We start from the raw sequence: 15,015 nt of genomic DNA, 5'->3' as shown, positions 1-15,015 counted from the left end.
GATCCTTATCAGTAATGCTTCAGCATTCGGTTGATGGACTGTTCCAGCCAGTAGCGCTGGGTGCCGAAGTTAATACGCAGGTAGTTTTCGCCGTTTTGTACGTAGTGGCTGCCATCTTCGATGACCACGCCAGCCTGTTTGGCGAAATGTTGGGTTAGCGCCGTCGCACTGCGATCGTCCGCACTGACGTCTATCCAGGCGAGATACGACGACTCCGGGTTCATCATCTTCCATGCAGGGAAGTGGGTCTGGATGGCATCCGCAAGGTAGCGGGCATTGCCGCGCAGATAACCATTCAGCGCGTCGAGCCATGGCAGACCTTGCTGATAGGCCAGAATAATCCCCCACACGCCGAAGATATTCGGCGAGGTAATGGAGTTCTTCTCCAACTGCTGGCGGAAACGCTGGCGCAGCGAATCGTCTGGAATCATTGAGTAGGATGTTTTTAGCCCGCCAAGGTTGAAGGCTTTATTGGGGGAGGTCAGCACAATCAGGTTGTCCTGGGCGGCACAGCCCGAAGTCAGACAGCTGACGAATGTACCGTCCAGAATGTGCTCGGCGTGAACCTCATCAACCACCAGAATCGTGCCGTAGCGCTTACAGAGATCGGACACCTGGCGTATCTCATCCGCGTGCCAGATTCGGCCCGAAGGGTTATGCGGCGAGCAGAAGAACCACAGTTTTGGACGGTGAGTTTTGAGCTGAACTTCAATCAGATTAAAATCCAGCTGATAGCGGTTTTCCTTCACGCTCAGCGGATTTGCAAGCACCCGCACGCCCTGTCGCTGTGTCGCCATCGCAAACGGGTCATACACCGGGGTGTTCATCATCACGCAGTCGCCGGGATTGCAGAACGCCTGAACCGTATAGTGCAGCGTAGAAACGGTGCCGTAGGTCAGGGTGATCCATGACTTATGCACCTCAACCTGATGACGGGTGCGCTGGAAGGCGATGACCGCATCGTAGAATTCGTCGAAGCACCAGGTGTAACCGAAGGTGCCATGCTCCACGATGCGCTGGAAGCCTTCAATCACGGCGGGTGGCGAGGTGAAATCCATGTCTGCTATCCACAGCGGGATAAATCCCTCCGGGACATCACCGAAACGCGAACACACAAACGCATGATCCCATTTACGGCATTTATCGCTTTTACGCTCAATGATTCTGTCGAAATCAAACACAACGACCCCCTGTTAAATTAAGGCTTCAATACCGGATTTGACGCACTGCACCTGTGGGCCGATGATCACCTGAACGCTGTGGGCATCAAGCACCACGACTGACAAGGCGCCAGCGGCCTTCAGCGCCTGCTGGTCGATAAGCCCCATATCTTTCACCACCAGACGTAAGCGGGTAATGCAGTTGTCGAGCGACTCAATATTCTCTTTACCGCCAAGCGCGCGAAGAATAAGCCCATGATCGTATTTTGATTTTCCACGTGCCCGGGTATTGGCTTCCACCGCCTGGAGCGCACCCTGCGCGTCAACCTCACGGCCTGGCGTTTTTATATCGTGCTTGAGGATGTACCAGCGGAAGACGAAGAAGTAGATAGCAAACCAGGCAATACCCACCGGGAACAGCAGATACCATTTGGTCGACATCCCCTGCATGACGCCGAAGATCAGCAGATCCAGAATACCGCCGTCAGTGTTGCCGATGGTGACGCCGAGCAGCGCCATCACCATCAGCGCCAGGCCAGACATAACGATATGAAACGCGTAAAGCACAGGGGCAATAAACAGGAACAGGAACTCAATCGGCTCTGAAATACCCGTGACAACTGAAACCAGCACGCCTGAAAGCAGCAGCCCTTTAATCACCGGACGGTTTTCCGGGCGCGCGGTGCGGTAGATAGCGTAAGCCACGGCAGGCAGGCCGAAGATAAAGGTCGGCATAAACCCTTGCGATAAAAATGCCGTAACGTGCGGGCTAAACGGCAGACCCGCTTTCAGCTCGGCGTAGAAAATGTTCAGCGCACCGGCCACTTCCTGGCCGTTAACCATCTCAATGCCGCCCGCCGGGGTGAAGCGCACCATCGCCAGCAGAATGTGATGCAGGCCAAAAGGTTTGAGTAGCAGCACGCCCACGCCATACAGGAACGGTCCAAAGACGCTGGTGCTCTGGATGATATGACCAATCCCGGCAATGCCCATTGCCACATATTCCCACAGCAGGGGGATGACCAGGCCGACCAGCGACAGGGTGAGGGCGGTAACAATCGGTACAAAACGAATGCCGCTAAAGAAGGCAAATGCGTCGTGCAGCACCGTGTCCTGGAAGCGTTCGTGCAGGAAGTAGGTGATCACCCCTACCACAATACCGCCGAGCACGCCCATCTCCAGCGTTTGAATGCCAAGCACGATGGATTGTCCCACCTGTCTCATGGTGGCGGCATCCGCAAGCTGGTGGGTGGCGGTCAGGTAGTAGTTGATGCTCATGTTCATCAGCATGTAGCCAACGAATCCGGCAAAAGCGCCCACCGCTTTATTACGCCTGGCAAGGCCCATTGGGATCGCGATGGCAAACATCAGCGGCAGATAGGTAAAAGCAAAGCCACCGACCATGGCGATAAAACCAAAGGTGAGCTGCGTTAACTCGCCGCCCAGAAAGGGAAAACTTTTGATGGTGGAAGGGCTGGTGACAGAACTACCGATACCTAACAACAACCCCATAAAGGCCAATAGCGAAACCGGGAACATAAACGTCTTTCCCAGGCTCTGGAAAAACTCCCACGCTTTCGATTTAAACGACTTTTCCTGTGTCATGTAGGGACTCCTCGGATTTTTAGGATAATGGAAGGCGCTGTCCGGCTTAAGGACGCGCCTTCATATTTGCGAGGCTTATAGTTATTTTTTCGGTACTAACGTTATGCGCGATGGGTTCAGGCTTCAGCCGGAAGCAGCAGGCGGTTCGCCGAGCCGCAAACGGTGATTTTGCTTCTGACCACCTCTTTCATGGCATCCATGCCGACGCGCATGTAGAAGCGCGGATCGTTGCCCTGTGGGTTCTCGGCAAACCAGGCCTTGACTGCGTCAGAGAAGGCGATTTTCAGCTCTGTTGCGACGTTAACTTTGCAGACGCCCAGCTCAATGGTGCGGCGTACATCCTCATCCGGAACATCGCTCGCACCGTGCAGCACCAGCGGCACTGTCACTACCTCGCGGATCTCGGCCAGCCGCTGGAAGTCGATTTTTGGGCGTTTGGTATAGAGACCGTGCGCGGTTCCGATGGCAACGGCGAGGCTGTCCACGCCTGTCAGTTCGACAAAGCGTTTTGCTTCCTGCGGGTCTGTCAAGAACGCGCTTTCGGCGTCGACGCTCATGTCATCTTCCACTCCACCCAGTCGGCCCAGTTCGGCCTCGACGCTACAGTCGTTGAGGTGACAGAAATCGACGACCGATTTCACCAGCTTGACGTTTTGTTCGAAGGGGTAATGGCTACCGTCGATCATTGCGCTACGTACGCCGGCATGGACTTTGCGGCGAATGTCATCCAGCGATTCGTGGTGATCGAGGTGTAGCGCCAGCGGCATGTCATAAGTAAGGGAATATGCGCTGCACAAGGCGTAGATCTCTTCCAGCGCAATATGTTTAAACGTCCCCGGCGTACCCGCGAGGATCACCGGGGATCGCATTTCGCTACAGACTTCGAGGATCGCCTGGATCGTCTCGGCGTTATGAATGTTAAAGGCCGGAACGGCATAGCCCTTTGCCTGTGCGTCCTGCAAAAGATATTTGGTGGAAATAATACTCATGAGCCTGTCCTCTTAAGCCTGCCACGGATGAATAACGACGCCCTGGACCACACGGTTAACCGTACCGCTGGCGGATGGCGTATCTGGCGTATTGCCAACGTGCAGAGACTGGGTCAGTGCGAAGACCTGGGCGTACATCAGGAAGCAGAACGCCTGCTCCATATCGTTAAATGAACGAGAAGGCGGCAGCAGGATATGCGGGCCAGCTTCAATGACCGGATCCGTTTCGGCTGCAATGGCTACTACCCGCATAGCCTGACGATCGCGACGTAGCTCGGCGAGCAGATCCAGATCGTACTGACGCGTGTACGGATGGCTGGAGACAAACACGACGACCAGCGTTTCGTTGTCCACCAGTGACTTAGGCCCGTGACGGAAACCCGTTGGCGAATCGTAGAATGCCGCCAGTTTGCCGGCGGTCAGCTCCAGCACTTTCAGCGCAGACTCCCGTGCGGCGCCCTGTAATCCACCGCTGCCCAGATAAACAATGCGTTTCCACGGTTCGTTACCAAAGACGCCGGGGCTGAAATCGCCAAGCGAAGTGAGGATCGCCTGACAGCGATCGGACACGTTCCGGAACGTTTTGCTGTTGATCGTTTCCGGTGCGAATACCGCCAGGCAGCTCGCCATCATGGTGGTGATGCTGCTTGTCATCGCGAACCCGCGATCGTGCGTTTCGGCTGGCATGAGCAGAGCGCAGGCGTTATCGCTGTCGACGGCATTCTGGTACAGGCTGCCCGCTTCATTACAGGTGATCGACAGGTGGTAGCACTCCGGTACGAACTGATTCGCCAGCTCAACGGCGGCGACGCTCTCCGGGCTATTGCCAGAACGGGCGAAAGAGACCAGAAGCAGCGGGTGCGCAGGGCTGAAATAATCCATCGGGTTGGTGACCAGATCGGTCGTAGGTATCGCGGTGATGTTTTTCCCCGTGTGGCTGGCAAGCCATGGCGCAATGATGTCGCCGATAAAAGCGGACGTACCCGCGCCGGTCAGAACGATCCGCAGATCGGGCTTGCGCAACAGTGGTGTCAGAAAACTGTCGATCGACGCGCGCAGGTTATCAATATTGTTGAGCGAGCGAAGCCAGCTGGCTGGCTGCTGGCGGATCTCTTTTTCGGTCCAGGTGCCGGTGGCGGCGGTAGTGGTTTGTGGCATAACTCAGTCCTTAGTCGTGTGAATTCCACATCAGACGCTGGCAAACGTGTCGCTATCTTTCGTTTCGTTTCACTTGTTCACTTTAGCAGTTAAATAAAATCTATAGAAAAGAAATCGAAAGTTCAATGGCGTAAAAGAAATAAAACGAAAAGTGTGATCGCGAAAGGAAAGGAGAAAGTCAAGGAAAGGAAAAGAAAGGCCTTACGATCGTCTTCCGTAAGGCCAACAGGGCACACTGTGAAAGGGCTACAGGGAAAGAGCCTGACCCTGGATCCAGACCTGCCGGAGGTGTAAACCCGCATCCAGCGCAATAATATTGGCGCGTTTGCCCGGCGCTAACGATCCCAGCAAGTGATCCATACCGAGCAGACGGGCGGGATGCAGTGAAGCCATATGGATAGCTTGCTCTGGGGCGACCCCCGTATGCTCCACCATATTTCGCACGGCGGCATCCAGCGCGAGCGTGCTGCCCGCAAGCCCGCCTGAGGCCGTGCGGACAACGCCGCCCTGCATCTCGACATTTCCACCACACAACGTATAGCGTCCATCAGGCATACCCGCCGCCTGCATGGCATCGGTAATCAGCACCGTACGATCCTTCGCGCAGCAACAACACAGCCGCATGGCTCCAGGATGAACGTGATGCCCGTCGGCAATAAGCTCCAGCCACGCGCGTGGGTCCGTAAGGCCAGCGCCAACCATGCCGGGCTCCCGGTGGTGTAACCCCGTCATGCCGTTGTAGCAGTGCACCAGCCCGGCTGCGCCTGCATCAAATGCGGCCAGGGTTTGCGCGTATGTAGCGGCGCTGTGACCCAGCATGACGCGTAACCCTTTTTGCTTGAGGTGATGGATCGCCTTCAGGGCTTCCGCTTTTTCCGGAGCAAGCGCCACTACCCGCAGCGTGTTCTGCGAAACCGCAATCAGATCATCAAGTTCCGCGAGATCCAGTTCGCGAAACAGTTCTTGCGGATGTGCCCCTTTGTTCTGCGGCGTAAAGTACGGGCCTTCCAGATAGCTGCCCAGGACCTGCGCACCGGGGCCACCGACATGACAGCGTCGGGCAATGCGCCGTAACGCGCCATGGATCGCCTCCAGCGGAGCGGTGACGGTGGTAGGCAGAAACGCCCCCACGCCTTCTCGCGCTTTATGCATGGCTAACCGGTCCAGCACGTCGGGGGCATCATCCATCACATCCACACCCGCGCCGCCGTGGACGTGGATATCAATGTATGCCGGGCAAAGCAGGTCTGCCTCGCGGGTGTTAACCCCTGCCGGAATCGGCTCGATGGCGGTGATGACGCCTCTATCCATGCGCAACTGATGGTCATCCAGCCAGCCCTGCCCGGTAAGCAGACGACGCGCGCGCAGCAGCTGGCTCATATCCCTTCCTCGGCGGGCGCTTCCTCGCGACAGCGTGCAAGCTCATCCACCAGGCTGGTCAGGCCGCGATGGCCGCACTCCAGCGCCTGCAAACGAAATGCTTCACTGCTTAACCCTTCGCGCTCCAGAACCATCTCCAGCAAAAGCTGGAGATTGGTGCCGGTGATCACTTCGCTGCCGGGGTGTTGCATCGCGAGGGTAGAGGCCACACGAAACGGCGTACCGCCGAGAAGATCGGTGAGAAACACGATATCGTGCTCTGCATCCAAATCATTCACTGCCTGCTCAAGCTGCGCGGTCAGCCGCGCAGTGGTGGAGCTTTCCGGAAAATCGATGGCGATAAACTGCGGCTGTTCGCCGAGGATTTGCTTCATCGCCTGTTCCAGCCCGCTGGCAAAACCGCCATGACCCGTCAAAATAATGCCTAACATCGCAACCTCTTTGCTTTTACAGGAAGTGACAGAATTTACCGACAACGCCCAGCACCACGGTGATACCAATCAGGCGCAGCGGGCTCCAGCCACGGCGTACCAGCCAGAACATGGTCAGGGTGTAGACCAGCGGCAGAAAGGCGGGCATCAGTTTGTCGATCACGTCGGTTTGCAGTTTGACGACCGCATCCCCGGCTTTGATCTCAAGTGTGGTATTCAGGCGCACATAGGTTGCCACCAGCGCACCAATCACCGTCATCCCGACAATGGACGCAGCATGACCAACCTTTTTGGTGTTGGCCTTGATCAGCGGGATCGCGGCGACACCCATCCGGTAGGCATAGTGCGCCAGACCAAAACGCAGGCCGAGATGTACCACGTTAAACAGCACGATAAAGACCACGGCGCCAAGAATGGATCCCTGTAGCGCCAGGCTGGCGCCAATCCCCCCGCAAATAGGCAGCAGGGTTAGCCAGAACATGGCGTCACCAATGCCACCGAGCGGTGCACCGACGGCAATTTTAGTGCTCTGGATGCTGTTCACATCCTGCTTGGAACGCTCCATTGCCAGAATAATGCCGATGACGAAGGTCACCAGGAACGGGTGGGTGTTAAAGAAGCCCATATGGCCTTTCATGGCGCGCGCCAGGTCGCGCTTATTGGTGTGGATCTTTTTCAGCGCGGGCAGTAGCCCATACAGCCAGCCGGAGGCCTGCATTCGCTCGTAGTTGAACGAGGCCTGTAGCAGCATGGAACGCCAGGCGACACGGTTAATATCCTTTTTCGTTAGCTCAGCGCCAATACTCTGGTCTTCGTAGACGTTTTCATTCACGCCGGTCAGCAGCGTCTCTTCACTTTCAGACACGCCCGGCAGGGTGGTTGGATTAGATGCCATCTTCAAATTCCTCTTTCTGGGCCGCAGGCGCCGTCGGTTCAGGCGATTTGCGCAGCAGGTCGATCAGCGCCATCGCCAGCGCAGCCGCGGCAATCGCCAGCACCGGCAGTTTCAGCCAGGCCGCGGCGACAAAGCCGATAATGAAGTAAGGGATGTAGACGTTTTTCATCATGATCTTCAGCAGCACGGCGAAGCCGATAGCTGGCATGATACCGCCCGCGACGCCCAGACCGTCGATCAGACGTTCCGGCAGGACATCAATCGCGGTTTTCGCATGTTCAGCCCCGAAGTAGATGGGCAGAAACGCACACAGGAAGTAGAAGACGCCGAGCGCCAGCAGTGCCAGATAGTTGACCCGTTCAATACCACGGGTGTCTGCGTTAGCCGCCATGCGATCGCAGCGGGACATCACGCCGGACATCACCGAGAAGAGGAAAGTGATCCCCATCTGAACCGCCACGGCAAACGGCACGGCGACCCCAACCGCGACATCCGGCTTCACGCCTGTGGTAATGGCAAATGTGGTGCCAACGATGGTGCCGATAATCACGTTTGGCGGCTGCGCGCCCGCCAGCGGCGCGAGACCCATCCAGACCAGTTCTAACGTACCGCCGGTCAGAATTCCGGTGTGCAGATCGCCCAGAATCAGGCCAACCAGTGGCCCGAGCACCACCGGACGGTGCATGTGTGTTAAGCCGTTAAACATATCCAGGCCCGCGATAAAGGCGAGAAGCCCCAGCGCGAAAGCTTGCAACAGACTGATTTCCATTGTGAATCCCTCAGAGCAGTTTAAAGAGATCCAAAGCAGTCTCTGTTGGAACGCCCTGAACGAAGCATTCCACTCCGGCCGCCTTCAGGCCGTTAAACGCGGCGATATCGTTCGCGTCTACAGATACCGTTTTGGCAATTTGCTGTTTGCCACTGGCGTAATGCATATTTCCGACGTTAATACGGGTGATGGGCACGCCGCCCTCGACCAGCGTTAAAAAATCAGCCGGTGTTTTACAAACCAGCAGAATTTTCTGCCGGTCGGCGGCGCGATGAATGTTGTCGATCACTTTTTGCAGGGACCAGAAACGCACGGCGATGCCTTCCGCAAGCACCATCTCCATCAGGTTTTGCTGAACCGGATCGTCTGCAACCTCGTCATTTGCCACCAGCACCAGGTTCGCCCCCGCAAACCCCACCCACTGTACGCCCACCTGACCGTGGATCAGGCGTTCATCAATGCGGCATAAGACAATGTTTGGCATAGCGTTTTCCTCTTTTTTAATTATGCGTGTTGAGTCGTTACGCCTTCGCAGGCGGTATGGTACTGCTGGAGTATGTCCTGAATGTGGTCGAGAATGAGCTCCCGTGGTATGGACCTGAGAGCACCCTCGCGAACTTTGCTGTACTGCAACGGCAGATACTGGCTGATCAGCGGCAGTGGGATCGGTTCATCCGCCAGGTTGCGTACCAGTCGCTCAAAAGCCTCGTCAATCTGGCTGTCTGGCCAGTAATAGCGCACGCGGTCGGAATAGCTGTAACCGCGGGCCAGGCGACGGGCATTGCCGTCGCCGTGATAGTGGCTTTGCCAGTATTCCGGGCGATCGAGCATCACGTTTTCCAGGACGTGACGCAGTCCTGAGCAGGCTTTTGCCGGCAAAAGCTCTTCTTCAATTGCAGCCAGTGAGAACAGCGCTTCGCGCAGCGCGAAGGTTAGCGCAGGGCCGACTTTCAGAATGGCGAAGTGATCTTTCACCAACTGGCGCAGCGCCTGCGGCGTCTGGTAATCGGTAGAGTGTGCTTCAAATACGAGCGTGTCGTAGGCTTCAACCATCTTGCTCAGTGCGACGGCTTTATGCGGTTGATAGTCACAAACGTGCGCATGGTCGAACTCAACGCCAGGCTGAACCACCAGGCCAATAATGCGCGGCCAGATGTCGCTTAACCCTTCCTTCTCGAATGCGTGGCGGTGTGCCTCAAGCGTGGCACGTGCCGCCTCTGGTGTGGTGACCTCAAGCTCGGTCAGCGTTTCGTGTGCCCCACCGGGAACCGGAACTTCCGTGCCGATAACGTAGACCAGATCCGCTACGCCAAATTGCTCGAGACAGGTGGTTTCGGCAATTTTAGCCAGCCGAGCGGCACGCCCGGCAACGATTGCATCGGTTAAAGGAACCGGATCGTCTTCGCAGGACATGCTGCAATCGAGGTGAATTTTTTTAAATCCGGCCGCCACGTAGCTTCTGATCAGATCGTCGGCGTTCGCCATCGCCTGCAAAGCTGGCAGGTTTTGCCAGCGGTTAGGACCTAAATGATCGCCGCCAAGGATCAGCTGTGAGGTGGGGAAACCGAGGGATCCCGCCAGATTGCAGACAAACCCATAAAAATCGGCGGGCGTCATACCGGTATAGCCGCCAAACTGATCCACCTGGTTTGAGGTGGCTTCAATCAGCAGAGGCGTCTGTTGTGAATGGGCGTAACGAATTGCAGCTTCAAGTACCAATGGATGTGCGGAACAGACGGCGTAAATCCCGTTTGTATTCCCCCGTTTATGTTGTTCCACCATTTCTGTCAGATGTTTCACTTTCCTCTCCATTTCGGATGGTGTTGGTACTCATCTTTCGTTTTGTTTCATTTTATACTGCATTATGGTGGGGTAAAAATAAAACGAAAGATAATAGTTTTCCGATCTGTTTCACAAAAGAAACATAATGAAAGGTTTCAGCGGCGGTTAAGCTTGCGTCTGCTCACCATACAGGGCTTGCATTCCCTCAAAAGAAAGGCGTTAATAAGCAAAACGAAATGAAACGAAAGTTTATTTACTAAGGAGCTCGTATGAGCAGCACCGATTCATCCGCAGAGAAGCGCATCACCGGCACCAGTGAAAGGCGAGAGCAGATCATTCAGCGGTTGCGGGCGCAGGGAAGCGTGCAGGTTAACGATCTTTCTCTTTTATACGGCGTGTCGACGGTGACGATCCGTAACGATCTGGCCTTTCTGGAAAAGCAGGGGATTGCCGTTCGCGCTTACGGCGGCGCGCTGATTTGCGAAGGCAATGCCCCCGGCGTGGAGCCGTCCGTTGAGGACAAAAGTTCCCTTAATACGGCTGTGAAGCGCAGCATCGCGCAGGCGGCGGCTGAACTGGTGAAGCCGGGTCACCGCATTATTCTGGACTCCGGCACCACGACCTTTGAAATTGCTCGCATGCTGCGCCAGCATACCGATGTTATTGCCATGACCAACGGGATGAACGTGGCAAACGCGCTGCTGGAAGCGGAGGGCGTAGAGCTGCTGATGACCGGCGGGCACTTGCGCCGTCAGTCGCAGTCCTTCTATGGTGACCAGGCGGAGCAGTCCTTACAGAATTACCATTTTGACCTGCTGTTCCTGGGCGTCGATGCCATCGATCTCGATCGGGGGGTGAGTACGCACAACGAGGATGAAGCCCGTCTGAACCGGAAAATGTGCGAGGTGGCGGAGCGTATTATCGTTGTCACTGATTCCAGCAAGTTTAACCGTTCAAGCCTGCATAAAATCATTGATACTCAGCGGATCGACATGATTATCGTTGATGAAGGTATTCCGGCGGAAAGCCTGGAAGGGTTACGCAAAAGCGGGATCGATGTGGTGCTGGTCTAAAGAGGCTTTTCCCCTCACCCTAACCCTCTCCCCATAGGGGAGAGGGGACTGCTCGGTGCGGTTTTTTTACCCTCTCCCCGGTGGGGAGAGGGCAGGGTGAGGGGCCATCACGTCACCGGTGCCGGGTTAAACACCGCCAGCGAGTTATGCAATCCCCATTGATCGGAGAAGGTTTTCTTCCGCCCGCTTGCCACATCCAGAATGAAGTGGAACAGCTTCCAGCCCACCTCTTCAATACTCTCTTCCCCGGTGGCGATGGTGCCCGCGTTGATATCCATTAAGTCATACCAGCGGTTTGCCAGCTCGGTGCGGGTCGCCATTTTGATCACCGGTACCGCCATCAGGCCGTACGGCGTGCCGCGTCCGGTGGTAAAGACCTGTACCGTAATGCCGGATGCTACCTGCTGGGTGCCGCACACGAAATCACTGGCAGGCGTTGCCGCGTAGATCAGACCGCGTTTGGTTGGTCGCTGGCCAGGTGAGAGCACTTCCACAATCGCGCTCTGGCCGGATTTGGCAATCGACCCGAGGGCCTTTTCCACCACGTTCGCCAGGCCGCCTTTCTTGTTACCCGGAGACGGGTTGGCGCTGCGGTCGGTTTTGCCCATGTCGAGATAGTTATCGTACCAGGCCATCTCCTCCAGCAGGCGTTTGCCCACCTCTTCGTTAACGGCGCGCGGCGTGAGCAGGTGGATAGCATCACGCACCTCGGTGACTTCAGAGAACATCACCGTGGCGCCGCAGCGCACGAACAGATCGGAGGCATAACCTACCGCCGGGTTAGCGGTGACGCCGGAAAACGCATCGCTGCCGCCACACTGTGTCCCAACCACCAGTTCAGAGGCCGGGCAGGTTTCACGCTGGCGTTTGTTCAGCTTCTCCAGATGGCGCTCTGCCACCTGTAAAATGTCGTCGACCATCGATCTGAAGCCGACATGGTGTTCATCCTGAAGACGCACAATACTGGCCTCGTCAACCGGAATGGCTTTCACATCCTCAGTACCCTGCAACAGGCGTTCTGGCTGCAATTTTTCACAGCCGAGGCCAATCACCATCACCTCGCCGCCAAAGTTCGGGTTAAGGGCGATATTGTGGATCGTGCGGATCGGCACGACCGCTGCGGGCGCGTTGATCGCCACGCCGCAGCCGTACAGGTGGTTAAGCCCCACCACGCCGTCAACGTTGGGGTATTTCGGCAGCAGATCGCGCTCAATAATTTTCACCACGTAATCCACGACACCCGCCACGCAATGCACGCTGGTGGTGATGCCAAGCAGGTTTTTGGTTCCCACGCCGCCATCCGCGTTGCGGTAACCTTCGAAGGTATAACCCTCCAGCGGAGGTAACGGCTCAGGGACGCGGGTAGCCAGCGGCAACGTCTCCAGCGGCGGGGCGGTGGGCAGCTCAACCAGCGACTCCTCAATCCAGCTACCCTGCGGGATAGCGCGCACCGCATAGCCGATGACTTCGCCGTAGCGCACGATTTCGCCCTGCGCCGGGATATCGACCAGTGCGACTTTATGCCCCTGCGGAATGTGCTCAATCAGCTCCAGCCCGTCCGGGAACCGGGTACCCGCTTTTAAGCCATTGTCGTTGACAATAATCGCCACGTTATCGGTATCGTGCACTTTTATATAGAACGCCGTCGGCGCCGCCTGTCGAATTTCAATATCGGCCATTGTTCACTCATCTCCAGCAAAATATCTGATACTAAATATAGCCAGATGGTTAATCGTTTCTTATTGAGGAAATAAAGAATGTCAGGAGAGGAAAAGTGAGAATGTGATCGCGATCGCTCCCGAAACACTAATCGTTGATTCTGTGCATCAGCGCCCACTGCATTGGGCAAATGCTCAAAATAGCGTGCTAACCCCGTTGGATAATTGAGCATTGAGACAATGTGCTGCCGGGTGGTGACGATTATACTGAATGACGATTTTATAACGCCAAAATTCAGTCAGTAAATAAATATAACGCTGACGCTGAGTCGGAATAAATAAGAAAAGCTACTGGCTAAAACTGCGGAATTAAAAAAGGTATACGTAATGAGTAACGACATCTTCCCGAATAAATTTAAAGCGGCCCTTGCGGCGCATCAGATTCAGATTGGCTGCTGGTCTGCGCTGGCCAACCCCATCAGCACCGAAGTGCTGGGCCTGGCCGGATTCGACTGGCTGGTGCTGGACGGCGAACATGCGCCAAACGATATCAACACGTTTATTCCGCAGCTGATGGCGCTGAAAGGCAGCCACAGCGCACCGGTGGTGCGTGTACCTACCAACGAGCCGGTGATCATCAAGCGTCTGCTGGATATCGGCTTCTACAACTTCCTGATCCCGTTTGTTGAAACGGAAGAAGAAGCGGTGCTGGCCGTAGCTGCCACCCGCTATCCGCCGGAAGGGATCCGCGGCGTGTCTGTCTCTCACCGCGCCAACATGTTTGGCACCGTGCCGGACTATTTCGCCCAGTCCAACAAGAACATCACCATTCTGGTTCAGATCGAGAGCCAGCAGGGGGTCGATAACGTCGACGCCATTGCCGCGACCGAAGGTGTCGACGGTATTTTCGTCGGCCCGAGCGATCTGGCGGCCGCCTTTGGTCATCTGGGCAACGCCAGCCACCCGGACGTGCAGCGGGCAATCCAGCACATTTTTGCCCGTGCCAAAGCGCACGGTAAACCGTGCGGCATTCTGGCGCCGGTGGAAGCCGATGCCCGCCGCTACCTGGAGTGGGGCGCAACGTTTGTCGCCGTCGGCAGCGACCTCGGCGTATTCCGCGCCGCCACGCAGAAATTAGCAGACGCTTTTAAAAAATAACCATCATTGAGGAAACAGATTATGACGCTGAAAGTGGGTTTTATTGGCCTGGGTATCATGGGCAAACCAATGAGCAAAAACCTCATCAAAGCAGGTTACTCACTGGTGGTTTTAGATCGTAATTCAGACGCGGTGGCAGAAGTGATTGCGGCTGGCGCAGAAACGGCGACAACTGCAAAAGCGATCGCCGAGCAGTGCGATGTCATTATCACCATGCTGCCAAACTCCCCGCACGTGAAAGAGGTGGCGCTGGGTGAGAACGGCATTATCGACGGCGCGAAGCCGGGCCTGGTGGTGATCGACATGAGTTCTATCGCACCGCTGGCGAGCCGCGAAATTAGCGAGGCGCTGAAAGCGAAAGGCGTGGAGATGCTGGATGCGCCGGTCAGCGGCGGCGAACCGAAAGCCATCGACGGTACTCTGTCGGTGATGGTGGGGGGCGATAAAGCCGTGTTCGACAAATACTACGACCTGATGAAAGCCATGGCTGGCTCCGTGGTGCATACCGGTGAAATTGGCGCAGGCAACGTCACCAAGCTGGCAAACCAGGTGATTGTGGCGTTGAACATCGCGGCCATGTCCGAAGCACTGACGCTGGCCACCAAAGCGGGCGTTAATCCGGATCTGGTCTATCAGGCCATTCGCGGTGGTCTTGCGGGCAGCACCGTGCTGGATGCCAAGGCACCGATGGTGATGGATCGTAACTTCAAGCCGGGCTTCCGCATCGATCTGCACATTAAAGATCTGGCGAATGCGCTGGATACCTCCCACGGCGTGGGCGCGCAGTTGCCGCTGACTGCCGCCGTCATGGAGATGATGCAGGCGCTGCGTGCGGACGGTCTGGGCACCGCCGATCACAGCGCGTTAGCGTGCTATTACGAAAAGCTGGCGAAGGTTGAAATTGCTCGCTAATGACGTCCCGCCCGGTGGCGTTACGCTTACCGGGCCTACGGCTCA

14 protein-coding genes are annotated in these 15,015 nt (G+C 56.3%); 3 read left to right on the top strand and 11 right to left on the bottom strand.

Features of this window, described 5'->3' with window-relative positions:
• Window positions 1-8: 8 nt before the first annotated feature.
• The 10 genes from HWQ15_RS05095 to kbaZ form a co-directional block, all read right to left on the bottom strand.
• A complete protein-coding gene (locus HWQ15_RS05095; RefSeq protein ID WP_063149070.1) occupies window positions 9-1,181 on the bottom strand; it encodes a MalY/PatB family protein in 1,173 nt (390 codons plus the stop codon).
• Between the two features lie 12 nt (window positions 1,182-1,193).
• Entirely contained in the window at window positions 1,194-2,765 is a 1,572-nt protein-coding gene (gene malX, locus HWQ15_RS05090) for a maltose/glucose-specific PTS transporter subunit IIBC (RefSeq protein WP_063149071.1), read from the bottom strand.
• A 116-nt stretch (window positions 2,766-2,881) separates the two neighbouring features.
• Window positions 2,882-3,754, bottom strand: a complete 873-nt coding sequence (gene kbaY, locus HWQ15_RS05085; protein ID WP_003861740.1) for a tagatose-bisphosphate aldolase subunit KbaY — start codon at window positions 3,752-3,754, stop codon at window positions 2,882-2,884.
• Between the two features lie 12 nt (window positions 3,755-3,766).
• On the bottom strand, window positions 3,767-4,912 hold the full coding sequence (locus tag HWQ15_RS05080) for an SIS domain-containing protein (RefSeq protein ID WP_045308028.1): 1,146 nt from the start codon (window positions 4,910-4,912) through the stop codon (window positions 3,767-3,769).
• 246 nt (window positions 4,913-5,158) lie between these two features.
• Complete coding sequence (gene nagA / locus HWQ15_RS05075; RefSeq protein WP_176587382.1) at window positions 5,159-6,292, bottom strand: N-acetylglucosamine-6-phosphate deacetylase; 1,134 nt, start codon at window positions 6,290-6,292, stop codon at window positions 5,159-5,161.
• Window positions 6,289-6,723 (bottom strand): PTS galactosamine/N-acetylgalactosamine transporter subunit IIA, encoded by a 435-nt coding sequence (agaF, locus tag HWQ15_RS05070; RefSeq protein ID WP_038416780.1) that lies wholly within the window; start codon window positions 6,721-6,723, stop codon window positions 6,289-6,291. The genes nagA and agaF overlap by 4 nt, the downstream gene beginning before the upstream one ends.
• Before the next feature lie 16 nt (window positions 6,724-6,739).
• Window positions 6,740-7,618 (bottom strand): PTS N-acetylgalactosamine transporter subunit IID, encoded by an 879-nt coding sequence (gene agaE, locus HWQ15_RS05065; protein ID WP_022649494.1) that lies wholly within the window; start codon window positions 7,616-7,618, stop codon window positions 6,740-6,742.
• Window positions 7,608-8,387: a PTS N-acetylgalactosamine transporter subunit IIC gene (gene agaW / locus HWQ15_RS05060; RefSeq protein WP_003861730.1), complete on the bottom strand. Its 780-nt coding sequence runs from the start codon at window positions 8,385-8,387 to the stop codon at window positions 7,608-7,610. Before agaW ends, agaE begins: the two co-directional genes overlap by 11 nt.
• A 10-nt stretch (window positions 8,388-8,397) precedes the next feature.
• Complete coding sequence (gene agaV / locus HWQ15_RS05055) at window positions 8,398-8,871, bottom strand: PTS N-acetylgalactosamine transporter subunit IIB (protein WP_003861728.1); 474 nt, start codon at window positions 8,869-8,871, stop codon at window positions 8,398-8,400.
• A 20-nt stretch (window positions 8,872-8,891) separates the two neighbouring features.
• The gene (gene kbaZ, locus HWQ15_RS05050) at window positions 8,892-10,199 is read right to left on the bottom strand and encodes a tagatose-bisphosphate aldolase subunit KbaZ (protein WP_032621928.1); all 1,308 of its coding nucleotides are present in this window, start codon (window positions 10,197-10,199) and stop codon (window positions 8,892-8,894) included.
• 239 nt (window positions 10,200-10,438) lie between these two features.
• Between kbaZ and HWQ15_RS05045 the strand changes: the two genes are divergently transcribed.
• A complete protein-coding gene (locus tag HWQ15_RS05045; protein WP_015571958.1) occupies window positions 10,439-11,242 on the top strand; it encodes a DeoR family transcriptional regulator in 804 nt (267 codons plus the stop codon).
• A 107-nt stretch (window positions 11,243-11,349) separates the two neighbouring features.
• Here HWQ15_RS05045 and garD read toward each other — a convergent pair whose 3' ends face one another.
• Window positions 11,350-12,921, bottom strand: a complete 1,572-nt coding sequence (gene garD, locus HWQ15_RS05040) for a galactarate dehydratase (RefSeq protein ID WP_048965679.1) — start codon at window positions 12,919-12,921, stop codon at window positions 11,350-11,352.
• A gap of 366 nt (window positions 12,922-13,287) precedes the next feature.
• Here garD and garL point away from each other — a divergent pair, with 366 nt between their 5' ends.
• Both garL and garR read left to right on the top strand, forming a co-directional pair.
• Window positions 13,288-14,058, top strand: coding sequence for a 2-dehydro-3-deoxyglucarate aldolase (gene garL / locus HWQ15_RS05035; protein ID WP_003862676.1), 771 nt, complete (start codon window positions 13,288-13,290; stop codon window positions 14,056-14,058).
• A gap of 21 nt (window positions 14,059-14,079) precedes the next feature.
• Window positions 14,080-14,970, top strand: a complete 891-nt coding sequence (gene garR / locus HWQ15_RS05030; protein ID WP_022649490.1) for a 2-hydroxy-3-oxopropionate reductase — start codon at window positions 14,080-14,082, stop codon at window positions 14,968-14,970.
• Window positions 14,971-15,015: the final 45 nt, after the last annotated feature.

This window comes from Enterobacter sp. DSM 30060, from assembly GCF_013375955.1.
Classification (GTDB): Bacteria; Pseudomonadota; Gammaproteobacteria; order Enterobacterales; family Enterobacteriaceae; genus Enterobacter; species Enterobacter intestinihominis.
This window is presented reverse-complemented; position numbering and strand designations above follow the sequence as displayed.